This is a genomic window from Agrobacterium genomosp. 13 str. CFBP 6927 (assembly GCA_900012615.1).
Lineage (GTDB): Bacteria > Pseudomonadota > Alphaproteobacteria > Rhizobiales > Rhizobiaceae > Agrobacterium.
In genome coordinates this window covers 733,356-757,735 of sequence record LT009756.1, presented here as the reverse complement: position 1 = coordinate 757,735, position 24,380 = coordinate 733,356, and the positions used below count along the sequence as shown (strand labels likewise).

Below are 24,380 nucleotides of genomic sequence, written 5' to 3'. Positions count from 1 at the left end.
AATCAGGTATGGCCGTGACTCCCATCGATCAAGACAAATCCCAGCTCACTGATCTTTCCCAGGAAACCACCCTTTCCCACGCGATCCCGATGAACCGCCGACAGGTTCTGGGCGGTGCGCTCGCCGGGATTGCCGCAGCGGCGCTGCCCTCTTCCCCGCTTCTCGCCAACACGGCTGCCAAGAAGGTCGACGTGCTTCTGATCGGCGGCGGCATCATGAGCGCGACGCTCGGTGTGTGGCTGCGTGAACTCGAACCCACCTGGTCGATGCAGATGCTGGAGCGGCTGGATGGCGTGGCGCTTGAAAGCTCGAACGGCTGGAACAATGCCGGCACCGGCCACTCGGCGCTTGCCGAACTCAACTACACACCGGAAGACGACAACGGCAACATCAAGATCAGCCAGGCCGTCAACATCAATGAATCCTTCCAGATTTCCCGACAGTTCTGGGCATGGCAGGTGCGTAACGGCGTTTTGAAGAACCCGCGCTCCTTTATCAACCACACGCCGCATATGAGCTTCGTCTGGGGTGATGAAAACGTCGCCTATCTGGAAAAGCGCTATCAGGCGCTCAAAGCCAGCCCGCTGTTCGCCGGCATGGAATATTCCACCGATCCCGAGCAGATCAAGAAGTGGGTGCCGCTGATGATGGAAGGCCGCGATCCTTCCCAGAAGATCGGCGCGACATGGTCGCCGCTCGGCACCGACATGGAATTCGGCGAAATCACCCGGCAATTCGTATCGCATCTGCAGGGCGACCAGAATTTCGACCTTCAGGTCAATAGCGAGGTTTCCGACATCCAGCGCAATGCCGATGGCAGCTGGCGCGTGACCTATGCCAACACCAAGACCGATGCCGAACAGGTGGTGGATGCGAAATTCGTGTTCATCGGCGCCGGCGGCGGCGCACTGCATCTGCTGCAGATGTCCGGCATTCCGGAAGCGGACGACTATGCCGGCTTCCCGGTGGGCGGCTCGTTCCTCATCAACGAAAATCCTGACGTGACGATGCAGCATCTGGCCAAGGCCTATGGCAAGGCCTCGGTCGGCTCGCCGCCCATGTCGGTGCCGCATCTCGATACCCGCGTGCTGGGTGGCAAGCGTGTCATCCTGTTCGGACCTTTCGCCACCTTCTCGACCAAGTTCCTGAAGGAAGGCTCCTATTTCGATCTCGTCTCCTCCGTGACGACCAGCAATGCCTGGCCGATGGTGCGGGTGGGCATCGATGAATATCCGCTGGTGGAATATCTCGCCGGCCAGCTGATGATGTCGGATGACGACCGTTTTGCCGCGCTGAAGGAATATTTCCCGAATGCCAAGCAGGGCGAATGGCGCCTGTGGCAGGCCGGCCAGCGCGTGCAGATCATCAAGCGCGACGAAGAAAAGGGCGGCGTTCTGCGGCTCGGCACCGAAGTCGTCGCCGCCAAGGACGGCAGCATCGCCGGCCTGCTCGGCGCTTCGCCGGGCGCTTCCACGGCCGCCCCGATCATGCTCAGCGTTCTGGAAAAGGTCTTCAAGGACAAGGTGGCGACGCCTGAATGGCAGGCCAAGATCCGCCAGATCGTGCCGAGCTACGGCACGAAGCTCAATGACGACCCGGAAAAGGTGCAGCAGGAATGGGCCTATACCGCCGAACACCTGCAGCTGCCCACCCCGCCGCAGATCGACCTTGAGGCGCTGAAGGGCGCCGGTGCGGCGCCTGCGGGTGCGCCGGTGAAGAAGGTGCCGGATATCGCGCTTTAAGGCTTGAGTGCGATTTAGGATTGGACGCCGCGTGTCTCTGGATGCGCGGCGTTTTTTGCGTGGCTGATTGCGACCTCTCACTCTCGTACTGAAGGCAAAGTCAGCGGAGAACAACCGAAATGGAGTTTGACGCGACGCTCTACAAAGCCCGAGCGAACTGGATTGGGCAAAAAATTGTGACTGCTACACCAGCCTGATATTGCAGGACTAAAACCGCCCTTGTCGCGACCTTTTTTATTGACTATGCCATTTGCTGAATCGCAATCTTAAATAGGCACAAGGAAACATCATTGCAACTTAGTTACCGCGCTACAGCACGTTTCTTGCATCGTCATTTTATTCGATTGGCTTGGACGACAACACAACAAAGATGGACCACTGTTGGAGCTTTATTTGGGCTTATATTTGCGCTGTTTCTTCCCGGTTTTGGCATTGCTAGTGCCGGTCGAGGATTAGCAGGATGGATTGTCGCAGTCCCATTGTTCGTTCTGTTGTTCGGTCTTGCAGGAAATCGGTTTGGAATAGCACGAGAAAAGGCAGCAGCCCTTCGAAAGGCGCCATCCGACACAGTAAAATGATGTGTAGGGCGATCTCAATTTAGTGAGTGATGGCTAAATCTTTTGCGATCTCGCGCGAGCCAAGCCACGAAAGATAAAGCATTGGCTGGGGCGCCAGGATTCGAACCTGGGAATGCCGGTACCAAAAACCGGTGCCTTACCGCTTGGCGACGCCCCAACAGGGCAGCGTGGGCGAAACGACGCTGCCTGAACCGGGCCTGATTAGCAAAGCCTGCCCGGCCCGGCAATGACCCGGCGACTTATTTTTTCACAAAATCCAAGCTTTTTGGATGCCGTGCCTGACATGGCATGTTAGGGCTTGGCGATGGCGCGGCTGAGGCCGTGGCTCTGGGTGGCATGGCATTTTTCAGGAGGTCTCGATGGCGGACCCGGCATTCGATCTCGATTTCCAGCCGGCCTATGGCGAGGCGGTTCCCGTCGCCCCGCTCATTCAGCGCATCACCGTCAACAATCCCTCCGCCTTCACCTTCCATGGCACCAACTCCTATATTGTCGGCGACCGTTCCGTCGCCGTCATCGATCCCGGCCCGGAGGATGAGGCGCATTTTCAGGCGCTGATGGCAGCGCTTGATGGCCGCGAGGTCACCCATATCTTCGTCAGCCACACCCATCGCGATCACTCGCCACTCGCCCGGCGGCTGAAGGAGGCGACCGGGGCGCTGACGGTGGCGGAAGGCCCGCACCGGGCCGCCCGGCCGCTGCATGTGGGGGAGACCAATCCCTTTGCCGAAAGCTCCGATACCGCTTTTGCGCCCGATATCGCGCTTGGCGACGGGCAGAGCCTTTCCGGCGACGGCTGGCAGCTTACCGCGCTGCATACGCCGGGACACACCGCCAACCACGCCGCCTTCGCGCTTGATGGCAGCGGCATCGTCTTTTCCGCCGATCATGTGATGGCCTGGGCCACCACCATCGTCGCGCCGCCGGATGGGGCGATGAGCGATTACATGGCCTCGCTGGAACGGCTGCTCACCCGCGATGACCGGCTGTTCCTGCCCGGCCATGGCGGCCCGGTCACCGATCCCGCCGCCTTCATGCGGGGCTTGCGCGCCCATCGGCGCATGCGGGAAAAGGCGGTTTTGAAGCGCATCAAAGATGGAGACCGGCGGATCGCCGATATGGTGAAGGTCATCTATGCCAGCACCGACAAGCGCCTGCATGGGGCGGCAGCCCTTTCCGTTCTGGCACATATCGAAGACCTGATCGAAAAGGGTGAGGTGCGGACGGATGGTGCGCCGTCGCTGCTGGGGGAATATTTCCCGGCGTAGCGGGTATTTCTGGCACGCGACATTTCAGGGCGCGTTGTGACCTCGCCTCTCACTCTACTCCCTGATTGGATCGACCGGGTGCCGCCTGTTTCTTCTCCCCGCCGGGGAGAAGGAACAGGCGGCACACTCTCGTTTCTTATCAAGAGCGTAGCGTCAGCGACACATCAATTGTCGTTCAACCCCTGCATTTCCGCATCCAGCGCATCGAGATAGGCTTCGGCAATCGCAGCCCCCATGCCGAGATCGTGCGGGCCATAGCGGGAGGCGACGCGGACGTCGACGATGGTGGTTTCCGCCTCTTCCTTGAGGCGGATGAGGATATCGAAACGCAGGCCCCAGATGCGCGTGCGGGTTTCGCCCTGCATCAACACCACGCCGCTGCCGTTAAAGAAGGTGGGTTGTGGCGCTTCTGCCGGGCGGGCCATGGGCACCGGCACGATGGATGGCAAATCCTCCACCGGCCCTTCTTCGGCGGGCGGCGTCTTGTCCTGTTCGGGAACGCCAGCCGAGGGGGCTTCGACCGCGCCGATAACACCCCTGGTGTGGGCGATACGAATATTCTGGGCTGCCGCCATTTTTTTGGCGGCGGCATAGATGCGATCTATCGCACCTTCATAACGGCGTCCGGCGAGGCTGGCATAGGCCTCGGCCTGCGCGTCGCGGTCTTGCCTCGCAATGGTTGCGGGCCGTATCAGCCATTGCTGATTGGCCGCGGGCGTCACCAGCCATTCCGGCACATCGGACAGATCGGTGGAGATGTCGTAAATCTTTGGCTGCTGCCAGTAAAGAAATGCACCATAACCGACGACGCCGAGCGGCGGGGCCGCGAGAAGCAGCGCCGCCAGCGCCGAAAGGCCACCGCGTGCGCCTTTTGTCCAGAGTCGTTCAAGGCCGATCAGCGCCAGAAGCACGGCCACCAGCGCGATGCCAGCGGCGATCATAAGCAGCCCGACAAGATCCGGCGTCGTCAACGGCCCGAAACGGTGAATTCCGCCGGCGATGAGAAAAAGCACAAGCGCCGCAAGACCAAGATAGCGGGAAAGATAGGCTGCAACTGAAAAAGGGCGGACGAAACGCACAGTCATGGAAGCGGATATCCGTAAGATCGCATTGGCGTAAAAGCGCTGCACCCGAAATCTGGCAAGGGAATCACCTGCATATGATGTCATAGACCGGATTTGCGGCGAGGAAAACAAAGGAGGAGGCGATGCCTGCGCTAAAGCATGCAAACCCGCCGTCATGCCGGTCCCCGGAACAAGCCCGAGGATGATCCGGCATCCAACCACGGCGCGCCTGCGCCGTGAGGAGTGAAGCTTTGCGATCAAGGACCTGGTCGCGCTGGACCCCTGATCAGGTTGGGGTGACGGACTATGACGCACGACACCGCGGAACCATAGGCACCAGGCCTCCGGCATCAAAGGCGACGAGGATCGGAATATTTTTCCGCTTTTCCTCACTTTAAGAGAATAATGCATCCGTAGCGTAACAAATACGCAAGCTCATCCCTTAATTGCTGAGGAAATCGGCGTATTCTGCGTCACTTCCCTCGAGAATGCGTGTAAAACGTGCATCATTCTCGCTTTCTTGCATAAAAAAGAGACACGCCATGTCACAGGCAACGACGCCCGCCCGGTCTTCCGGGTCTAAACCCTTTTACCGCAATTTCGGCTTTCAGGTTCTGATCGCCATGGTCATCGGCCTGCTGCTCGGCCTCGTTGCACGCAACATCGGTCCGGATGCCGCCGGCAGCCCCAACTGGCTTTCGGTGACGCTGCAGACCATCGGCAGCATTTTCGTGCAGCTTTTGCGCGCGCTGGTTCCACCACTGATCTTCACGGCCATCGTTGCCTCCATCGCCAATCTCAAGAACCTCTCCAATGCGGCGAAGCTCGTCTGGCAGACACTTCTCTGGTTCGCCATCACCGCACTGATCGCCGTTGTCATCGGCATCGTGCTCGGCCTCGTCATTCAGCCCGGCGTCAACACGGCGATTGCCAATACGGCAGCGGCGGCACCTTCTTCCACCGGTTCCTGGCTGGATTTCCTGAAGGGCCTTGTGCCGGCCAATGTCTTCGGCCTCGAAGCGTCTACCAAGCTCAATAATGGCGCGGCCAGCACCTCGTTGAACTTCAACGTGCTGCAGCTGCTCGTCGTCTCGATCGCTTTCGGCGTCGCGGCACTGAAAGCGGGCAAGGCGGCAGAGCCGTTCCTCGCCTTCAACCAGTCGCTGCTCGCCATCGTGCGGAAAATCCTGTGGTGGGTCATTCGCCTCACCCCCATCGGCACCATCGGCCTGCTTGGCCGCGCGGTTGACCAATATGGCTGGACCACGCTGTCGCAGCTCGGCTGGTATGCGGCAGCCGTCTATATCGGTCTGGCACTGGTGCTTTTCGTGGTCTATCCGGCGCTGCTTCTCGCCCATGGCCTGAAGCCGTCGCGCTTCTTTGCGGGCGCATGGCCGGCCATCCAGCTCGCCTTCGTGTCGCGTTCCTCCATCGGCACGCTTCCCGTCACCGAAACCGTGACGGAAAAGAGCCTCGGGGTGCCGCGCGAATATGCCGCCTTCTCCGTGCCGCTCGGCGCCACCACCAAGATGGACGGCTGCGCCGCCATCTATCCGGCGATTTCGGCGATTTTCATCGCGCAGTTCTTCCAGGTGCCGCTCGGCATCCAGGAATATGTGCTGATCGTCTTCGTCTCCGTGCTCGGTTCCGCCGCAACCGCCGGCCTCACGGGCGCGGTGGTGATGCTGACGCTGACGCTTTCCACGCTCGGCCTGCCGCTTGAAGGTGTGGGCCTGCTGCTCGCCATCGACCCGATCCTCGATATGGGCCGCACGGCGGTCAACGTCGCCGGCCAGGCGCTGGTGCCCACCATCGTCGCCAAGCGCGAAGGCATTCTGGATGAAGCCGTCTATAACAACGCCAAGGACATCGATGCGCTCGATGACCGGGAGGTTGCGGCGGCCTGACATCCGTTCATATGAAGGGCGGTCGCAGTTCTGCGGCCGCCATCTTTCCAATGCAACTTTCCGCCCCAACGCGGCTTTTCCCCACATGAAAACAGGCGTATCAATCGCGGCAATAAAGTGCCGTACGGCTGTCATGTTCAAGGGAGAAACAAAATGCGCGTTTCCATCGTCTTCGGTGCGCTTGCCGCCATGCTGGCGCTCACCGCCTGCCAGACGTTGACGCCGGAAGAGCGCCGGGCGCGGGATGAGGCGACATGCCGGGGTTATGGTTTCCGCCCCGGGACGGACCCTATGGCCGGTTGCCTTCTCGATCTGGAAATGGACCGCCGCGCCGACAACCGCGCATGGCAGGCGCAGATGAACCGCGACATGTTCTACCGGCCGGTGGTGGTCGAACGTCAGATCATCGTCCGACAGAGCCCCTGACGGGAATGAAGGCGACATTGCTCGCCACCTTGCCCTCATCCCTCTTCGCCGCCAGCGTTGCCTGCGCCGCGGCCAGGCGGGCGATGGGCACGCGGAAGGGCGAGCAGGACACGTAGTCGAGATCGGCATCCTCGCAGAAATGGATCGAGGCCGGATCGCCGCCATGTTCGCCGCAGATGCCGAGCTTCAGTTCCGGCCGCGTCTGGCGGCCGCGTTCGGCGGCGATGCGGATCAATTCCCCCACGCCGTCGAAATCGAGCGAGATGAACGGGTCGCGCTCGATGATGCCCTTGCGCTGATAGGTATTGATGAAACGCGCCGCATCGTCGCGGGAAATGCCGAAGGTGGTCTGCGTCAAATCGTTGGTGCCGAAGGAGAAAAATTCCGCCGCTTCCGCGATCACATGGGCGCGCAGGGCGGCGCGCGGCAGCTCGATCATGGTGCCGGTCAGATATTCGATCTCCATGCCGGTTTCCTGCGCCACCGCTGCGGCGACGCCGTCGATGACCTCGGTAACGTAATCCAGTTCCGCGCGCAGTCCGACCAGCGGCACCATGATTTCGGGCACGACCGGCGCGCCGGTGATGCGTGCTGCGGCAACGGCAGCTTCAAAATGGCGCGCGCCTGCATTTCGGCAATTTCCGGATAGGAAATAGCAAGGCGGCAGCCGCGATGGCCGAGCATGGGGTTGAATTCGTGCAGCGCATCCAGCCGCTGGCGGAACACCGTCTGCGGCATGCCCATGGCGGCGGCCACCTCGACAATCTCGCCATCGGTCTTCGGCAGGAATTCGTGCAGCGGCGGATCGAGCAGGCGGATCGTTACCGGCAGGCCATGCATGATCTGGAAAAGTTCGGTGAAATCCGAGCGCTGCATGGGCAAAAGCTCATCGAGCGCCGCCCGCCTGCCCTTTTCGCTTTCGGCGAGGATCATCTCACGCATCACATGGATGCGGTCGCCCTCGAAGAACATATGCTCGGTGCGGCAGAGACCGATGCCCTCGGCGCCAAAGGCACGGGCGGCACGCGCATCAGCCGGTGTATCGGCATTGGTGCGCACCGTCATGCGGCGCAGCCCGTCGGCCCATTCCATCAGCTTGCCGAAATCGCCCGAGAGTTCCGGCTGTGTCATCGGCACTTCGCCCTTCAGCACCCGGCCGGAGGAACCGTCGATGGTGATGACGTCACCGCGCTTCAGCATACAGCCGACGCCGATCAGCACCTTGTTGCGCATGTCGACGCGCATGGAGCCGGCGCCGGTGACGCAAGGGATGCCCATGCCGCGCGCCACCACGGCGGCGTGGCTGGTCATGCCGCCGCGCGTCGTCAGAATGCCTTCGGCGGCGTGCATGCCGTGAATATCTTCCGGGCTGGTTTCGATACGCACCAGAATGACGCGTCGCCCTTCGGCTTCCGCCGCAACTGCTTCTTCCGAGGTGAAGACGATCTCACCGGTTGCCGCCCCCGGAGAGGCCGGCAGGCCGGAGCCGATCACCGGGCGGGAAATGCCGGGATCGATGGTCGGGTGCAGCAGTTGGTCCAGCGAGGACGGCTCGATACGGCAGACGGCTTCCTCCCTGGAAATCAGCCTTTCCTCGACCATATCGACGGCGATCTTCATGGCGGCGCGGGTGGTGCGCTTGCCGGAGCGGGTCTGGAGCATCCAGAGCTTGCCGCGCTCAATGGTGAATTCCAGATCCTGCATGTCGCGATAGTGGTTTTCCAACCGCCTGCAGATCGCCAGGAATTCACTGAACGCCTCCGGCATCAGCTTTTCCATGGAAGGCTTGTCGGAGCCGGAGACAAGACGCGCGGCCTCGGTGATGGATTGCGGCGTGCGGATGCCCGCCACCACATCTTCGCCTTGAGCATTGACGAGGAATTCGCCGTAAAGCTCCGCCTCTCCCGTCGAAGGGTTGCGAGTAAAGGCGACGCCGGTTGCCGAGGAGGAGCCGAGATTGCCGAAGACCATGGCCTGAACGTTGACGGCCGTGCCCCAGTCTCCCGGAATATTGTGCAGGTGCCGGTAGGTCACGGCGCGGTGGTTGGTCCAGCTGGCGAAGACCGCGCCGATGGCACCCCAGAGCTGGACGTGACAGTCCTGCGGGAAGGCTTCGTCCAGCTCATCCTCGATCAGCTTTTTATAAAGCGAAACGACATGCTGCCATTCGACCGCCGACATATCGGTATCGTATTCGTGGCCGAGGCGGCCTTTCTCGTCCTCGAGAATTTCCTCGAACAATTCGTGGTCGAGGCCCATGACGACATCGGCATACATCTGGATGAAGCGGCGATAACTGTCCCAGGCAAAACGCGCGTCGCCCGCATCATGGCCCAGAGCTTCCACGGTGCGGTCATTGAGGCCGAGGTTCAAAACCGTGTCCATCATGCCGGGCATGGAGGCGCGTGCACCTGATCGGACCGACAGAAGCAGCGGCGAGTGGCTGCCGCCGAAGGTCTTGCCGGTCACGGTTTCCATGCCGTGCAGGCCAGCCATGACCTGCAGCTTCAGCTCTTCGGGAAGATCGCGGCCATTCTTGTGATAAAGGGCGCAGGCATCGGTTATGATGGTGAGGCCGGGGGGAACGGGAAGGCCGAGACTTGCCATTTCGGCAAGGTTCGCGCCCTTGCCGCCCAATATCGCAACGTCACCTGCCCTGCCTTCGGCAGCACCGTTGCCGAAGGTATAAACCCACTTTTTCATTCCACGCTCTCCACCCAGAAGCGTTGTCATTTTTCTATCATCTACAGCATTGGCAGCATGTTGGAAACGCCGCAACGTGCAGTTTACATCGCAGTGCAGCATAATTGCGGCGAATTGCGCGCCAGAATTGCCGCAAAAGCAAAATAACAGCGTTGCTGACGCATTCGTGTAGTGCGGAGAAACGGAGTGTTCCCTAAGCCATCCATATCGCCCAAAAAGAGATTATTCATGCAATTTACTCGCCGCCATACGTTGAAATTTGCCGGAATTTCTTGCGCCGCCACAGCCCTTGCCGGCGCGCTCAGAGCAGAAGGCGGCTCGCCGCCCTTGGCAAATGCGGGCGCCGCCCTTCCTTTTGCGCTGACAACCCCCATGCATATCGGCCAGGCGGCTCTTCGGGTCCGCGAACTCGATCCGATGATAGATTATTACCGTTCCGTGCTGGGGCTGAACGAAGTGGAGCGCACATCGCGCGGCATGACGCTCGGCGTCGGCACCGTCCCGCTGCTTGATCTCGTCCACAAGCCGGCCGCGGATTACGAAAGTCCCACCTCCGCCGGCCTGTTTCACATCGCCTATCTGATGCCGAGCCGCAAGGATCTGGCGCGATGGCTGGTGCATGCGGCGCTCAGGCAGGTGCCGCTTTCCGGTTTTGCCGATCACAATGTCAGCGAAGCGATCTATCTCAACGATCCCGAGGGCAACGGCATCGAGGTTTACAGCGACCGGCCGAAGGACACATGGGTGTGGAGCGGGAACGTGGTGAAAATGGGCACCGAACCGCTTGATGTCGATGATCTCGTGACGCTGACCGATACCAAAAAAAGCGATTATGAGGCTGCCCCGTCGGGAATGCGCGTCGGCCATGTTCACCTGCGGGTCGGCGAGATTGCTGGAGCCCGCGCCTTTTACGAAACGGCCGTTGGCCTGCAACCGACACAGGACGCGCGCACCGATGCCTCTTTTCTCTCTTCCGGCGGGTATCATCATCATCTGGCGGTGAATACATGGAACAGCCGTGGCGCGAAGGAACGCAACGCCATGGAAACCGGCCTCGACTGGTTCTCGCTGACCGTTCGCAATCCCGCCGATCTGGAGGCGCAGAAAACGCGGCTGCGAGCGGCCGGTTACGTGCTGGTGGAGATGGAGAACAATGTCGTGGAGGCGATTGATCCATGGGGCACGCGGCTGCGGCTGGTGCCCGCTTGAGTGGGTGGTAAATTTGAGCCCCAGGTGTGCATCGCGGGAAGCGTATAAGGTCAAGACTGACGTAACGGGAGGCTCAAGGCCGACCGGGATTCCTGGCATTCCTCCTTCCGTCATTCCGGCCTTGAGCCGGAATCCAGTCGACGCGCGTCGGCACGACGGGAAGAGTCCTTTCAGCCCAAGGACTTGGGCTGGCTGGATACCGGCTCAAGGCCGGTATGACGGCAGTGGGCGATGCTGGCCCAGAACTACAATCCCAACACCACAGTCCAATTTCCCGGAATTTTCCTCGCAAAAAAGAAAGCCTTGCGAGGCCACGGCAGCGGCCTCGCAAGGCATTCCATCCGGTACAGGAAACCGGATGGGGGGTCTGAAAGAACCCTGATCCCTTTCAAGAAGACATAGCAAAACGCTGCGCATTGTCGCCCACCCGAATGGGTGATGCGGCCAGATAAATTCGCGATGGACAAAGCTGGGAGCCGGCCCTGGAAATGAAACTCAGACGGCTTCGCGAAGCTGCTCGGCGGTCTGCAAATCCACGGATACCAGTTGCGACACGCCCTGTTCGGCCATGGTGACGCCGAAGAGGCGGTTCATGCGCGCCATGGTGATGGGATTGTGGGTGATGATGACGAAACGGGTCTCCGTGGAGGCCACCATCTCGTCCATCAGGTTGCAATAACGCTCGACATTGTGGTCGTCGAGCGGCGCGTCCACCTCGTCCAGCACGCAGATGGGCGCGGGATTGGTGAGGAAGACCGCGAAGATCAGCGCCATGGCCGTCAGCGCCTGCTCGCCGCCGGACAGCAGCGTCATGGTCTGCGGTTTCTTGCCCGGCGGGCGGGCGAGGATTTCCAGGCCCGCTTCCAGCGGATCGTCGGATTCGATCAGCTGCAATTCCGCCGTGCCGCCACCGAAGAGATGGGTGAACAACCGCTGGAACTGCGAATTGACCACATCGAAAGCCGCAATCAGCCGTTCACGGCCTTCGCGGTTGAGGTTCTGGATGCCGGCGCGTAGCTTGCGCACGGCGTCGATGATGTCGTCGCGCTCCTTGATCAACGCCTCGAGCTTGGCGGAAAGCTCGGCCTGCTCTTCCTCGGCGCGCAGATTGACCGCGCCAAGCCGCTCGCGTTCGATCTTCAGCCGGTCGAGATCGCGCTCGACATCGCGAATATCCGGCTTTGGCTGGTCCGGGCCAAGGCCGGTCAGGCGGAAGGCCATATGCGGCTCGGTATTCAGCGTTTCGCGGATGCGGTGTTCGGTTTCCTGGCGCTTTTCGCGGGCGGAAACCAGCCGTTCTTCGGCACGGCCGCGCTTTTCGCGCGCTTCGGCCAGTTCGGAAAGGGCTGTTGCCGCCACCCGGTCGGCAGCGCGCTGCAGGTTTTCCGCCTCGGCCAGCCGGTCGGCGGCCCCGCGGCGAGCCTCTTCGGTCTTCTGCAATTCATTGAGCAGGTTGCGGCGTTTCTCGTCGAATTCTTCCGGCGCTATGTCCAGCTCGGCGATTTCCTCGCGCGCCTCTTCCTCGCGTTCGCGCAATGTCGCGATGTGATCGGCCGCACTTGCCGCACGCGACTGCCAGGTGGAGCGCTCCTGCCCGATTGCCTGAATTCTGCGCTGGCGACTTTCGGCCTCGCGGCTCACACCCTCATGGCGGGCGCGGGCCTCCGCCAAAAGGCTGCGATCGGTCGCGACTTCAAGCTGGCTTTCGCGCAGCCGCAGATCCAGCACGGAAAGATCGGGCGCGTCTTCCATTTCGATGCGGGCGTTTTCCTCCTGAACGGCGATTTCGTCGATCTGCGCGCCGATCTGGTTCAGGGCTTCGGACACGATATCGCGCCGGCGCAGCAGATCGCCCGAAGCCCTTTCGGCTGATGTCAGCGCCTCGCGCGCCTCGGCAAGATGGCGGGTCGCAAGCCGGCTTCTGTCGCGCACGTCCGAGAGCCGCAATTCGCTGCTGCGGATTTCTTCGGTTTTCGCGGCAAGCTGGTCTTCGGCCTCGTCCAGAATGGAGCGGGCCTCATCCAGTTCTGTCTCGATTTCAGCGAGGCGGTTCTTCTGCGACAGGCGAAGTGCTGCGGCACCCGGCGCATCGGCACTGGCGATGTGGCCGTCCCAGCGCAACAGCGCGCCTTCGCGCGTCACCAGCCGCTGGCCGGCCTTCAGATGCGGCAGCAGACGCAGGGCTTCCGCAGTGTTGGCGACGACGCCGATCTGCGCCAAAGCGCGGCGCAGGGCTTCCGGCGCCTGCGCATAATCCAGAAGCGGTTTCGCGCCCTGTGGCAGGGCGGGATCGCCCGCCCCGTCGCCATTGCCGGCCCAATAGGCGGGCGCGGCGGGATCGAGCGGGCTTTCGAGATCGTCGCCGAGGGCGGCACCCAGTGCCGCCTCGAAACCGCGCTCCACCGTCATTTCTTCCGCCACCGGCGTGAAACTGCCATTGGCGGCAGCGCTGGAGGCAAGGATTTTGGTGATGGTGCGCGCTTCGGTGTCCAGCGCGTTCAGCCGGTTCCGCGCCGTTTCCAGCGGCGCGCGCGCCAGCGCTTCGGCGGAACGCGCCTCGGCGACGGCAGCTTCAGCTTCCTCCACCACGATCAGGGCATCTTCGACCGCGATCTCCGCCGCCTCGACCGCTTCGCGCCGTTCGGAAGGATCGGGAAGGCCGGAGAGTTTTTCGTCGATGGCATCGATCTCCGCCGATGCCTCCTGCGACTGCCGCTCCAGCCTCAGCTTGCGATCAGAAAGATCACGGATTGCCCGCTCCAACTGCTGGCGCGCGGCGGCGGCTTCGGCCCGTTCGGCGGTAATCGCGGTGAAGATGGCTTCGCTTTCCGCAAGCTTGATAGCCGCAGCTTCGAAGGCTTCGCGCATTTCTTCGGCATGGCGGCCGGAATCGGAGAGGATTTCCAGAAGCTCGACCTCTTCCTCATCGAGCCGTGCGAGTATCTGGGCATTATCGGAAACCAGCCGTTCCTCGCGGATGATATCCTCGCCGAGCTGCGACAGGCGGCGGGCCAGCTCGTCGCGGCGGCGCAGCAGGCGGTTCGCCTCGTCATCCAGCTGGGTGCGGGCAATTTGCAGGCGTTGCAGGGCGGCGGCGACTTTCGCCTCGTCCTCGCGCAATTCCGGCAGTTTCAGGCTGGCGATTCCCTGCTGCTTGGCCGCCTCCATCTGCGCCTGCGCCTTTTCGGCAACGATATTGGTCGCCTGATTGAGCGCGCTTTCCGCCTCGCCTTCGGCTTCCTTCGCCTCGACCCAGCGAATATGCAGCAGGGTCGCTTCGCGGGCGCGGATATCGGCCGAGAGCATCTTGAAACGGTTGGCCTGCCGCGCCTGGCGTTTCAGGCTTTCGATCTGGCTTTCCAGCTGGGCGGTGACGTCTTCCAGCCGCTCCAGATTGGTCTCGGCGGCGCGCAGGCGAAGCTCGGCTTCGTGGCGGCGGGAATGCAGGCCGGAAATGCCGGCCGCCTCTTCCAGCAGCTGGCGGCGGGCCTGCGGCTTGGCATTGATGAGCTCGCCGATACGGCCCTGCCCAACCATGGAGGGCGAGCGGGCGCCGGTGGAGGCGTCCGCAAACAGAAGCTGCACATCCTTGGCGCGCGCCTCCTTGCCGTTGATGCGGTAAACGGAGCCGTTTTCGCGCTCGATGCGGCGTGTGACCTGAATTTCATCGGCATCGTTGAAGGCGGCAGGCGCGGTGCGGTCGGAATTGTCGAGATAAAGGCCGACTTCGGCGGTATTGCGGGCCGGGCGATTGCCGGAGCCGGAGAAGATGACGTCATCCATGCCGGAGGCGCGCATGTTCTTGTAGGAGTTTTCGCCCATCACCCAGCGCAGCGCTTCGACCAGATTGGACTTGCCGCAGCCATTCGGACCGACAACGCCGGTAAGCCCCGGCTCGATGATGAATTCGGAAGGTTCGACGAAGGACTTGAAACCGACGACGCGGAGCTTGTTGAACTTCATGCCGTCATGCTCCGGCCGGAAGACAGGCAATAAAAAACGGGCGAACGGAAGTATCCGCCGCCCGTTTCTCTTGGGGTTCGGCGATCAGAGCAGCTTGTCGATGACAGCCGACATGTTTTCAACCGACATGTCTCCCGCATATTTCTTGCCGTTGATGATGAAAGTCGGCGTGGAGTTGACGCCGAATTCCGTCGCACCGCGTTGCATGGTTGCGTTCACATCATCCAGAAGTTTCTGGTTCGTCAAGCAGGCCTCGAAAGACTCCTGTGAGAAACCGGCCATTTTCGACAATTGCAGCAGGGCGGCACGGGCATCCTGTGCCGTGGCCCAGCTCTGCTGCTGCTTGAACAGCATGGAAACGAACGGGAAATACTGACCTTCCGGTGCGCAGCGCGCCAGCATGAAGGCGGCCGCCGCACGCGGATCGAACGGGAATTCGCGGATGACGAAATAGACCTTGCCGGTATCGATGTATTTCTTCTTGATCTCGTCAAAGGTCTTGTTGTGGAAGTTGGCGCAATGCGGGCAGGTCATCGACATATATTCGACGATCTTGACGGGTGCGTTGGCATCGCCGAGCGCCGCTTCCGGCAGCGGGCCGGGCTTCAGCACCGCAGCCATATCCACATCACCGGTGGATTCAGGCAGTTCCTGCGCTTCGGCGATACCGGGCGCGAAGGCGAACGGCAGGGCCGTGGCAACGGCAGCAAGGGCAACGCCGCCGAGAAGGCTGCGACGGGAAATGGTCAGTTCGGGAAAATGCATGAAAGCACCTGTTGGTAATAGACTCTATTGTCCGTTGATTCCGATATAGCGACGGCCTGTTCATCACAAGCGGGGTTTTGAACTCTTCTTGTCAAAGAATTGTGACCAGTCAAGGACGGCGCCGTCACATCAAATCGTCCTGCGCCCCGGCTTTTTCTGCAACACCGCCGTGCCAAGCCTCTCCACCGCCTTGCGCAGCGCCTCGCTCTCGATGCCATTCATCATGTCATCGAGACGTTTTGCCGCATCGCCGCGCAGGGGCTGCGGTTTGCGCCTGCGGGTGATGGTTTGCGAGACCGGCTTCTGCACGATCCTGATCTGGCGCACCGCCGGAAAGCCGAAAAAGCCGTTGATGCGCGCAATCAGTTCGCCCTGAGCATGGGTGAGGAACAGGGCGCGTGCACCTTCGCAGGCAATCGTCAGCACGCCCGGCTGATAACCGCCGCGATCCGGCCCCTCGTCGCGGCGCGGCCAGGTGATCTTTTCCGGGCGGGTGCAATCGGCGAAGTCATCACCGGCGATCTCGTCCCAGGAGCCGAGCAGCGCCGTGTTGATGCCCGCCCGTTTCGACAGCACGGGGTCCATGATGCCGTTGGCGACTTCGGCGATCTGCACGACGCCCTTGCGGAATGAATTTGCGGGTTTCTTCATGCTCTCCTCGACAGAGGCCAATTGACCTCAAGCGGTCGCGCCATCGTCATCTTCTTCGCCGCGCAACAGCGCCCGGAATCGTCGCCAGTCCCGGCAGGCCCCCAAGCTTATCATTCTGACCGCCAAACATCCAAAGAGGAAATATCCGCCAGCCAAAATCTTCAGATGTCCTATTCCCGGCTTATCCGAGATAGCGGCGATCACCAACATGCAGATCAGCACGACGGACAGATATATCCACAGGCCGTGGCAGAAAATCGCCCAGAAACCGGATTCGAGAATACGAAAACGGCGGGAGGGCTTTCCCCGCATCTTTTCCAGCTGGCGGATTTCGCGGATCAGGCGCGCCACCACAAAGGCCACGCTGTTTTCATGCCCGAAACACAGCCGGCCGATATGGTTCAGCAACCACCCGATCAGGCACAGGGCCAGCAAAACTCCGATAGTGTACTGGAGCGGCGGGGGTATCATTTCCAGCAGCGCGTTTGGCATGGGTTCGTTCCTCCTGAATCGAATGGGGGAATTCTATGTCAGAGCGCTCATTGCAGGATACGGTTTTCCACGCCGTCGCAACGGGTATCCTGTTGCAGATTGCCGCGCCGTCTCTATGTTCAGCGGCGATGAACACAGATGCGCGACAACACATATCCCATCCGACAGCGGAACAACTTCTCGCATGGTATGACCGGCACCATCGCGAACTGCCATGGCGCACGTCCCCCGCCATGGCGGCCCGGGGAAAACGCGCCGATCCCTATCATGTCTGGCTGTCGGAGGTCATGCTGCAGCAGACGACGGTGCAGGCGGTCAAACCCTATTTCCTGAAGTTTCTCGCCGCCTGGCCAAGCGTCAGCGATCTGGCTGCGGCGCCGGTCGAGGATGTCATGGCAGCCTGGGCGGGGCTTGGTTATTACGCCCGCGCCCGCAACCTTAAAAAATGCGCCGAAGCCGTGGCGCGCGAGCATGGCGGCGTCTTTCCGGATACCGAAGAGGGTCTGAAGCAACTGCCCGGCATCGGCGATTATACATCGGCCGCCGTCGCGGCCATCGCGTTCAACCGGCAGGCGGCGGTGATGGACGGCAATGTGGAGCGCGTCATCTCCCGCCTCTTCGCGATCGATGCTCCCCTGCCCGGCTCAAAGCCCGCCATGAAAGCGAAGGTGGCCGCGCTTACCCCTTCCGACCGGCCCGGCGATTTCGCCCAGGCGATGATGGATCTCGGCGCAACGATCTGCACGCCGAAACGGCCGGCCTGCGCGCTCTGTCCGTTCAACGGCCACTGTCTTGCGCTTGCCCATGACGAGCCGGAGCGTTTTCCGGTCAAGGCGGCGAAGAAGGCAAAGCCGGTGCGGCTCGGGGCCGCCTTCGTGGCGGTGAATGCGAGCGGTGAAATCCTGCTCCGGCGGCGCATCGAAAGCGGGCTTCTCGGCGGCATGACCGAGGTGCCGACAACGGCATGGACCGCGCGCATGGACGGCGGCACGGAGGCGAGCCATGCGCCTTTTGCCGCCGGTTGGCAGGCGGCGGGCGTCATCGTGCATGTCTTCACCCATTTCGAACTGCGGCTCACCGTCTATCGCGCGCAGGTGCCGGATAGCCTCAAAACCGGGCCGGATGACGGATGGTGGGAGCCGGTTACAAATCTTGACGCACAGGCGTTGCCAACGGTGATGAAAAAAGTCATCGCCCAAGCTATTCCATCCGCATTCGATGAACGCAGGAAATTTCGATGACTAAGATTGAGCATATCGTATTCGACATCGGTAAGGTGTTGATCCATTACGATCCGCATATTCCCTATAGCCGCCTCATTCCCGATGCCGACGAGCGCAAATGGTTCTTCGAAAACGTCTGCACCCATGACTGGAACCTCGAACAGGATCGCGGACGCCGCTGGGAGGATGCCGAGGCGTTGCTGATGGAACAGTTTCCGGAACGGGAAGAGCATATCCGCGCCTTCCGCAAGTTCTGGCACGAGATGGTCTCGCATTCCTATGACGACAGCGTCGCCATCATGGTTGCCCTGATCGACAGCGGCCATGACGTGACGATGCTGACCAACTTCGCCTCCGACACGTTTCGCGAGGCGCAGAAGATGTTTCCCTTCCTGACGCTGCCGCGCGGCGTGACGGTCTCCGGCGACGTGAAGCTCCTGAAACCGGATGTGGCGATCTACGATCTGCACGCGAAGGAATTCGGCCTTAACCCCGCCGCCAGCATTTTCATCGACGATACATTGGTGAATGTGGAAGGTGCTAAGGCTGCGGGCTGGCAGGCGGTGCATTTTACCGGTGCCGAGAAGCTGAAGCAGGACCTGCGGGCGCACGGTGTGGATGTCTGAGAATGATGGAACGGGCAGCTCCGATGGAGTTGCCCGTTCCTTGCGGTTTTCCCGAAAGCCGGGGCTCAGCCCCTTGCGAAGGGGATGGCGACATAGGTTTGCGAATCGCCGCGCTGGATGAGCAGCAGAACGGATTTGCGACCTGCCTTGCCCGCCTGCGCAATCGCAGCCTTGGCGTCACCCGCCGATTTCACCTTCGCCTGATTGACCGAGACGATCACGTCGCCCGCCTGCAAGCCGGCCTCGGCGGCGGGTTTCGAGGGCGCGACACTTTCGACGATAGCGCCCTTTTCATCCTGCGGCAGGCTGAGGGCTTCGCGGACCGCCGGGGTGATGTCGGCCAGCCCGATCCCGATCATCGGCAGGGACTGCGATGAGGCGTCGCCTTTCTGCTGACCGTTATCCGCGGAGGATTGCGCGCTCTGGCCTTCATTGCCTCCCACGGTCAGAAGCAGGTCCCTGCTTTCTCCCTGGCGCCAGACAGTGACATGTTCCTTCTGGCCGGGCGACAGATCGGCAACCATGCGCGACAGGTCGCGCGGCGACTTGATCGCCTGTCCACCCAGAGAGGTAATGACATCACCACTCTTGATGCCGGCCCGGCCTGCCGGCGTGCCGGTGTCGACCCTGGCGACCAGCGCGCCCTCCGCTGCCGTCAGACCGATGGCATTGGCCACGTCAGGCGTCACCGGCTGTATCTGGACACCGATGAAGCCATGCTGGATCGACCCATCCTTCATGAGGCGGACGACGACATTCTGGGCCTGATCGGAGGGAATGGCGAAACCGACACCGACGCTGCCGCCATTCGGCGAATAGATCGCGGTGTTGATGCCGACCACCTTGCCTTCGACATCGACCAGCGGGCCACCGGAGTTGCCGTGGTTGATCGGCGCGTCGATCTGGATGAAGTCGTCATAGGGCCCACTGTGCAGATCGCGGCCACGGGCAGAAACGATGCCGGCCGTGACCGTGGTGCCGATGCCGAAGGGATTGCCGATGGCAAGGATCTGATCGCCGGCCTTGAGCCTGTCCGAGTCACCCCAGGAAATGACCGCGAGCGGTCTGGGAGAAACCACCTTCAAGACGGCGAGATCGGATTTCGGATCGGCGCCGACGAGCTTGGCGGGAAGCTCGGTGCCATCATCCAGCGTCACCTTGATGGCGGTGGCATTATCGATGACATGGTTATTGGTGACGATATAGCCATCCGGCGAGATGATGAAGCCGGAACCCAGCGCTTCCGCAGTCTGCGACTGGCGCTGTTGCGGCATGGGAATGCCCTGCTCGCCGAAGAACTGGCGGAACTGCTGGTCAAACGGCGTCGTATCGTCCGTCGCCTGTTCCTGCGTTTTCATTTCGGTGGTGATGGTCACCACCGCCGGCTTGTCGGCGGCGACGATGCCGGCGAAGGAGCCGCCCGAGGTCACGGGACCGGGGATGGCCGATAATCCGGCCTGGGCGAAAGCGGGTGTGTTGTGCAGAAAGACGGGCATCGCAAGCGGAGCGGCGACAAAGGCCGCGCCAAGCAAAGCCGCGATGCGATATCTGCGAAGAATACTGGTCATGACGTTTCTCCTTTCGAGGGCATGCTTGCGGCCGTGACGGTCAGGGGAGCAGGCGGGGCCGCACCCCATGCAGCCGGCAGGCGCATGGTTTTGAGTTTCCAATCGTTCTTTCGAAATCCGCACGACCCCGTGGGGAAATCCTGGAGCCGGAGAGCGGGTTCGCGCCCCGTCACCGCTCTCCGGCGCGATCTGCGGCAGCATGGCCGATCCTCGTCAGGTGAGGACCGCAAGCCTCTGTCAGCTCATGCGGACGATGTTCCGATCAAGTTGCCGGACTTCGCCCTGAAGGGTGTTAAATGCCTTCATGGGAAGGTAGCCATGATGCATGTCGGCGGTTTTGAGTGCCTGGGTGCGGATTGCGGACGATTCATTTTCGAGCCGGTTGAAAGCGCCTGCGCTCAACCTGCCCTGCTGGCGTTCGAAATCGATCCGGTGGTCGGCGACACGCAGCTCATGAAGCACACGAACCAGATGCGGTCTCTGCCCGTAAGCGGCAGGGCCGGTATAGTTCATGTACATGTCATTCATGAACAGGTCGTCATCGTTGTGACGGAAGAAATGTCTCCCGCCCCGGTCGACATCATGGGACCGTTCACTGTGCATTCCGCCGGAGCCGGAATGTTCGCCATGCGAATGTCCGGCCGCGAAAGCGCCGCCCGTGGCCGTCGCCAGAATGAAGGATGCTATTGTGACTGTCTTGAAAAGCGAGCGCATGGCACGCCTCCTTATTCATCGCGCGCAATGGCCCGCGAATCCGGCTGTCTCGCATCGTCGCGTCGCGATTTTTTTGGTCGCCGGCGACACTCAGCCTGGAAGAATATGTACTCCCCGCCATGTATAGCGTCACGTTAATCTTCCGTAACGCGCAGGACATCTATCGTTAAGGCTGGGGAACCCGGCGCAGGCGCCATGACGGGGTCGGAGAGGCCCGTGAAAACCCGGAAAAGAAAATTGGCGCAGGCGGAAATGGCGGTCTCCAGCCTGCGCCAGTCCTGCCGCAAGCGGCATGGGACAGCAATGTTCCTGCGATCTTTCCGAAACGGTTTTTCACAACCACTGCTTTGCATCAGACACTATGGCCGGTCTCTTGCGCGAAACTTGTCTGGCTAAAATAAAATATTCGAAAATACCAACGCCCGACACCGAGGTGCCGGGCGTTGGTCGTTCTCCATCCGGGACTGAAGGTACTAAACCGGACGGAGACGTATCCTGACAAGGGCGGGCGGTGGATCGTCGGTCTCCAGCCTCTGCGGCTTTTGACTATTCAGCCTTTGCCATTTCACTGCGGATGATCGCTCTCAAATCATCGATCGGCTTCAATTCGTCGCCATCTTCGAAATGCCAGAACGTCCATCCGTTGCATGCGTCGAGACCCTGCACCTTTGCGCCGAGGCGGTGAATGGAGCCGGCGGTCCCGGCGGATGCCAGAGTACCATCGGCACGAATAATGGCGCTATAACGGCGTCTTGCATCGGTCAGTACCTGGCCCGGGCGGACGAGGCCGCTTTCCACCAGCGTGTTGAAGGCAACGCGCGGTTCGGCCTTCTTGCCGGTCATCACGGTCAGTTCCGCCTTGCCGAGCGGCTCGACGGCGGCGATGCGGGCCGATGCCGCATCGATATAATCCTGTTCGCGCTCGATGCCGACGAAGTGGCGACCGAGACGTTTTGCGACCGCACCCGTGGTGCCGGAACCGAAGAACGGGTCGAGCACGATGTCACCCGGCTTGGTGGAGGCCATGATGATGCGCGCCAGCAGCGCTTCCGGCTTCTGGGTGGGATGCACCTTCTTGCCGTCGTCACCCTTCAGACGCTCATGACCGCTGCAGATCGGGAACAGCCAGTCGGAGCGCATCTGCACATCGTCATTGGAGGCCTTCAGCGCATCGTAATTGAAGGTGTAGTTCTTGGCTTTCGGATCGCGGCTGGCCCAGATCATGGTCTCATGGGCGTTCTGGAACCGGCGACCCTTGAAATTCGGCATGGGATTGGTCTTGCGCCAGACGATGTCGTTCAGGATCCAGAAATCGAGGTTCTGGAGCATGGAGCCGACACGGAAGATATTGTGGTAGGAGCCGATGACCCAGATGGTGCCGTTCGGTTTCAGCACACGGCGGCAGGCGAGCAGCCAGGCGCGGGTGAAAGCGTCATAGGCCTCGAAGGAGGCGAACTGGTCCCACTCGTCATCGACGGCATCGACCAGCGACTGATCGGGCCGGTGCAGCGTGCCGCCAAGCTGGAGATTATAGGGCGGATCGGCGAAAATCGCATCGACCGACTGGCTCGGGAGGGCATCCAAGGCAGCGACACAATCACCTTTGATGATGCTGTCTTTCCAGGCGTCGCTCTCGCCCGCACGATCAAAACCGGCACGCCGAAAATCGGCCAGCGGAAAAACTGCTGCCATTGGTACTCGCTCCATACGCTTACTCTCTACTGATGCTTATGGTTACCGAAGATGGTTATCAAAGCCTGAACAAGTCACGGAAAATGCAAAATAAATGGCTGTTGAAGCGTGCATGGCGGATTTGCGGCGGCGCATGGGGAACCCGAAGTCCCGTAAAAACGTTGTGCACAACGGGTTGTCCTGTTCCGCCTATCGGTGCGGCAGGGAGACCGGCAATAACGGGGGTAATCCGAATGGGGTCCATGATGCGAACGGCTTCTTTTTCAATGCATGTCGTTTCCGCCGTTCTTCTGATGGCAGCATTGCCGTCGCCATTGCGGGCGCAGGAGCCGGCACCGCAATTTAATGTCGTGACCGACGCCGTGATGTTCGATGGCGGCCCCTCGCTGGGCAACAGCGACAAAGTGCGATGGGATTTCTACAAGGCCGACCGGGCCGGAGCGCGCACCGATGTCAATGCCGGCGGATCCTATGACGCCACTTTCGAGGCGAAGCTGCCCGCCGGCAAATATGTCGGCGTCGCGGCGCTCGGCAATGTCATCAGCGAAATAGCCTTCGAGGTGAAGGACGGAAGCGTCGCGAGGCCGAAGGTTAATTTCAACGCGGCGGAACTGACTGTCGTGCCGAAACGCAGTCCCGGCGGCGATGTGGAAACGCAGGCAAAGACCGACATCACCAAGGGCGATTTCAAGGATAGCGTTTACGGCCAGAACACGGTCTTCGTACCCGCGGGCGACGTGCTCCTCACCGGCAGCATCGGCCCGGCACGGGCGCAGGAAACGCTTGCCGTCAAGGCGGGCGAAAAGATCAGCCACGAGCTCGTCATCCCGAGCGGCGTGGTTGTCGCCAAAGCGGTCTATGCGCAGGGCGGCAAGGCGGTGGAGACGGACGATATCCGTTTCGAGGCGCTTTCAGCCAAGGAGACGCTGGATGGCACCCGCCAGACCATCAACGGCATTTACGGCACCGGCAAAATCATGGAAATGCCCGCCGGCGATTTCGTGATGCGCGCCCGTCTCGGCAAGGTCACGGTGGAGCAGCCCTTCACCGTGACCGCCGGAAAACGCACCGAAATCAACATTGACCTCGATGCGGGTGTTTTGGCGATCACCGCACCGGGTGCGGAGCGGATCGATATCGTCGAAACGACCAAGGACCTTCAGGGCACGCAAAAGGAAATTTCCGGACGGTACGGCACCGGGCATCAGGAGACGCTGCATCCCGGCGATTATTCGGTGAAGGTGAGCTACGACGAGAAGTCCGGTCGCGAGCCGAAGGAGATCAAGGCGACGGTCAAGGCCGCCGAGAGAACCGAGACGAATGTGCCGGAGTAGGCCTCGGCCGTCGCCCGGCCTGAGGCTCTGGCCGTTCGCCGATTTTCACACCTGAGAAGCCTGACGCCGCGATACGGTCGCACAGCCTTATCCACTGACAGCCTCGACAGGCCTGCCTGATCTCGCCTGCGGCGAAAGCCAGACGCATCTTCGCGAGAAAGTCAGGCGTCGCCTGCAGCCGCTTGCCGGCGGTCAGTACCTCGCCCAAAAGCACTGACACCGAAAGGCGGGCCGTCTCATCCCGCTGCACCACGCCTTCGTTGAAACAGTGGGCATGGCTTTCACACAGCAGGCCTTCGCAAATATCATCCGGCCCATCCACCAGCTCGATATCTTCCGCGCCGGCATTCAGGCGGGCGGCGACGCGGTCGTAATTTTCGACGAAGCCGGACGTATAACCTTTGCCCACATAGGTGAGCATACAGAGAAGATGGTGGGGCCGGAGGCGGACGGTC

17 protein-coding genes, 1 tRNA gene and 1 pseudogene are annotated in these 24,380 nt (G+C 61.3%); 8 read left to right on the top strand and 11 right to left on the bottom strand.

All coding sequences use genetic code 11. The features are described from left to right. The first annotated feature begins 8 nt into the window (after positions 1 to 8). Positions 9 to 1,742, top strand: a complete 1,734-nt coding sequence (mqo, locus tag AGR13A_RS03730) for a malate dehydrogenase (quinone) (RefSeq protein WP_167377393.1) — start codon at positions 9 to 11, stop codon at positions 1,740 to 1,742. Positions 1,743 to 2,402: 660 nt separating this feature from the next. Here mqo and AGR13A_RS03725 read toward each other — a convergent pair. Then, positions 2,403 to 2,477 (bottom strand) — tRNA-Gln (locus AGR13A_RS03725). 202 nt (positions 2,478 to 2,679) lie between these two features. Between AGR13A_RS03725 and AGR13A_RS03720 the strand changes: the two genes are divergently transcribed. Continuing rightward, positions 2,680 to 3,588 (top strand): MBL fold metallo-hydrolase, encoded by a 909-nt coding sequence (locus AGR13A_RS03720; protein ID WP_080833732.1) that lies wholly within the window; start codon positions 2,680 to 2,682, stop codon positions 3,586 to 3,588. Positions 3,589 to 3,752: 164 nt separating this feature from the next. On the opposite strand, the gene AGR13A_RS03715 is transcribed toward AGR13A_RS03720, so the two are convergent. Then, entirely contained in the window at positions 3,753 to 4,673 is a 921-nt protein-coding gene (locus AGR13A_RS03715) for a DUF1499 domain-containing protein (protein WP_080836496.1), read from the bottom strand. Between the two features lie 521 nt (positions 4,674 to 5,194). On the opposite strand from AGR13A_RS03715, the gene AGR13A_RS03710 reads away from it, so the two are divergent. Together AGR13A_RS03710 and AGR13A_RS03705 are read left to right on the top strand one after the other, a co-directional pair. Further along, a complete protein-coding gene (locus AGR13A_RS03710; protein ID WP_035218499.1) occupies positions 5,195 to 6,559 on the top strand; it encodes a dicarboxylate/amino acid:cation symporter in 1,365 nt (454 codons plus the stop codon). A gap of 153 nt (positions 6,560 to 6,712) precedes the next feature. Next, entirely contained in the window at positions 6,713 to 6,985 is a 273-nt protein-coding gene (locus tag AGR13A_RS03705; RefSeq protein ID WP_035218501.1) for a hypothetical protein, read from the top strand. On the opposite strand, the pseudogene ppdK reads toward AGR13A_RS03705, so the two are convergent. Further along, positions 6,963 to 9,688, bottom strand: a pseudogene (ppdK, locus tag AGR13A_RS03700) (pyruvate, phosphate dikinase). The gene AGR13A_RS03705 and the pseudogene ppdK overlap by 23 nt on opposite strands. Before the next feature lie 228 nt (positions 9,689 to 9,916). On the opposite strand from ppdK, the gene AGR13A_RS03695 reads away from it, so the two are divergent. Beyond that, positions 9,917 to 10,897: a VOC family protein gene (locus AGR13A_RS03695; RefSeq protein ID WP_080833730.1), complete on the top strand. Its 981-nt coding sequence runs from the start codon at positions 9,917 to 9,919 to the stop codon at positions 10,895 to 10,897. Positions 10,898 to 11,392: 495 nt separating this feature from the next. Here AGR13A_RS03695 and AGR13A_RS03690 read toward each other — a convergent pair whose 3' ends face one another. The 4 genes from AGR13A_RS03690 to AGR13A_RS03675 form a co-directional block, all read right to left on the bottom strand. Next, complete coding sequence (locus AGR13A_RS03690) at positions 11,393 to 14,860, bottom strand: chromosome segregation SMC family protein (protein ID WP_080833729.1); 3,468 nt, start codon at positions 14,858 to 14,860, stop codon at positions 11,393 to 11,395. An 84-nt stretch (positions 14,861 to 14,944) separates the two neighbouring features. Next, positions 14,945 to 15,625 carry a DsbA family protein gene (locus AGR13A_RS03685; protein ID WP_080833727.1) on the bottom strand — a complete coding sequence of 227 codons (681 nt, stop codon included), beginning with the start codon at positions 15,623 to 15,625 and terminating at the stop codon, positions 14,945 to 14,947. 129 nt (positions 15,626 to 15,754) lie between these two features. Further along, positions 15,755 to 16,276, bottom strand: coding sequence for a DUF721 domain-containing protein (locus AGR13A_RS03680; RefSeq protein WP_080833725.1), 522 nt, complete (start codon positions 16,274 to 16,276; stop codon positions 15,755 to 15,757). A 27-nt stretch (positions 16,277 to 16,303) separates the two neighbouring features. Further along, a complete protein-coding gene (locus AGR13A_RS03675) occupies positions 16,304 to 16,768 on the bottom strand; it encodes a hypothetical protein (protein ID WP_080833723.1) in 465 nt (154 codons plus the stop codon). 128 nt (positions 16,769 to 16,896) lie between these two features. Between AGR13A_RS03675 and mutY the strand changes: the two genes are divergently transcribed. Then, on the top strand, positions 16,897 to 18,009 hold the full coding sequence (gene mutY / locus AGR13A_RS03670; protein WP_080833721.1) for an A/G-specific adenine glycosylase: 1,113 nt from the start codon (positions 16,897 to 16,899) through the stop codon (positions 18,007 to 18,009). After that, a complete protein-coding gene (locus AGR13A_RS03665; protein WP_080833719.1) occupies positions 18,006 to 18,617 on the top strand; it encodes an HAD family hydrolase in 612 nt (203 codons plus the stop codon). Before mutY ends, AGR13A_RS03665 begins: the two co-directional genes overlap by 4 nt. 65 nt (positions 18,618 to 18,682) lie before the next feature. Here AGR13A_RS03665 and AGR13A_RS03660 read toward each other — a convergent pair whose 3' ends face one another. From AGR13A_RS03660 to AGR13A_RS03650, 3 genes are all read right to left on the bottom strand, one after another. Then, the gene (locus tag AGR13A_RS03660) at positions 18,683 to 20,185 is read right to left on the bottom strand and encodes a DegQ family serine endoprotease (protein ID WP_080833717.1); all 1,503 of its coding nucleotides are present in this window, start codon (positions 20,183 to 20,185) and stop codon (positions 18,683 to 18,685) included. A gap of 237 nt (positions 20,186 to 20,422) precedes the next feature. Beyond that, positions 20,423 to 20,899: a hypothetical protein gene (locus tag AGR13A_RS03655; RefSeq protein ID WP_080833715.1), complete on the bottom strand. Its 477-nt coding sequence runs from the start codon at positions 20,897 to 20,899 to the stop codon at positions 20,423 to 20,425. Between the two features lie 546 nt (positions 20,900 to 21,445). Beyond that, positions 21,446 to 22,591, bottom strand: coding sequence for a site-specific DNA-methyltransferase (locus AGR13A_RS03650; RefSeq protein ID WP_035218524.1), 1,146 nt, complete (start codon positions 22,589 to 22,591; stop codon positions 21,446 to 21,448). A 233-nt stretch (positions 22,592 to 22,824) separates the two neighbouring features. Between AGR13A_RS03650 and AGR13A_RS03640 the strand changes: the two genes are divergently transcribed. Then, entirely contained in the window at positions 22,825 to 23,925 is a 1,101-nt protein-coding gene (locus AGR13A_RS03640; protein ID WP_080833714.1) for a hypothetical protein, read from the top strand. Here AGR13A_RS03640 and AGR13A_RS03635 read toward each other — a convergent pair. Next, positions 23,885 to 24,346, bottom strand: coding sequence for a DUF1284 domain-containing protein (locus tag AGR13A_RS03635; RefSeq protein ID WP_080833712.1), 462 nt, complete (start codon positions 24,344 to 24,346; stop codon positions 23,885 to 23,887). The two genes, AGR13A_RS03640 and AGR13A_RS03635, sit on opposite strands and share 41 nt — an antisense overlap. Positions 24,347 to 24,380 lie beyond the last annotated feature (34 nt).

Bases quoted from the DNA above. Each gene is read 5' to 3' on its own strand.
- AGR13A_RS03665 (WP_080833719.1), top strand. From the start codon at position 18,006: ATGACTAAGATTGAGCATATCGTATTCGACATCGGTAAGGTGTTGATC.
- AGR13A_RS03690 (WP_080833729.1), bottom strand. From the start codon at position 14,860: ATGAAGTTCAACAAGCTCCGCGTCGTCGGTTTCAAGTCCTTCGTCGAA.
- mqo (WP_167377393.1), top strand. From the start codon at position 9: ATGGCCGTGACTCCCATCGATCAAGACAAATCCCAGCTCACTGATCTT.
- AGR13A_RS03705 (WP_035218501.1), top strand. From the start codon at position 6,713: ATGCGCGTTTCCATCGTCTTCGGTGCGCTTGCCGCCATGCTGGCGCTC.
- AGR13A_RS03710 (WP_035218499.1), top strand. From the start codon at position 5,195: ATGTCACAGGCAACGACGCCCGCCCGGTCTTCCGGGTCTAAACCCTTT.
- AGR13A_RS03655 (WP_080833715.1), bottom strand. From the start codon at position 20,899: ATGCGCTCGCTTTTCAAGACAGTCACAATAGCATCCTTCATTCTGGCG.
- AGR13A_RS03685 (WP_080833727.1), bottom strand. From the start codon at position 15,625: ATGCATTTTCCCGAACTGACCATTTCCCGTCGCAGCCTTCTCGGCGGC.
- AGR13A_RS03715 (WP_080836496.1), bottom strand. From the start codon at position 4,673: ATGACTGTGCGTTTCGTCCGCCCTTTTTCAGTTGCAGCCTATCTTTCC.
- AGR13A_RS03640 (WP_080833714.1), top strand. From the start codon at position 22,825: ATGGGGTCCATGATGCGAACGGCTTCTTTTTCAATGCATGTCGTTTCC.
- AGR13A_RS03650 (WP_035218524.1), bottom strand. From the start codon at position 22,591: ATGGCAGCAGTTTTTCCGCTGGCCGATTTTCGGCGTGCCGGTTTTGAT.
- mutY (WP_080833721.1), top strand. From the start codon at position 16,897: ATGAACACAGATGCGCGACAACACATATCCCATCCGACAGCGGAACAA.
- AGR13A_RS03675 (WP_080833723.1), bottom strand. From the start codon at position 16,768: ATGCCAAACGCGCTGCTGGAAATGATACCCCCGCCGCTCCAGTACACT.
- AGR13A_RS03635 (WP_080833712.1), bottom strand. From the start codon at position 24,346: ATGCTCACCTATGTGGGCAAAGGTTATACGTCCGGCTTCGTCGAAAAT.
- AGR13A_RS03680 (WP_080833725.1), bottom strand. From the start codon at position 16,276: ATGAAGAAACCCGCAAATTCATTCCGCAAGGGCGTCGTGCAGATCGCC.
- AGR13A_RS03720 (WP_080833732.1), top strand. From the start codon at position 2,680: ATGGCGGACCCGGCATTCGATCTCGATTTCCAGCCGGCCTATGGCGAG.
- AGR13A_RS03695 (WP_080833730.1), top strand. From the start codon at position 9,917: ATGCAATTTACTCGCCGCCATACGTTGAAATTTGCCGGAATTTCTTGC.
- AGR13A_RS03660 (WP_080833717.1), bottom strand. From the start codon at position 20,185: ATGACCAGTATTCTTCGCAGATATCGCATCGCGGCTTTGCTTGGCGCG.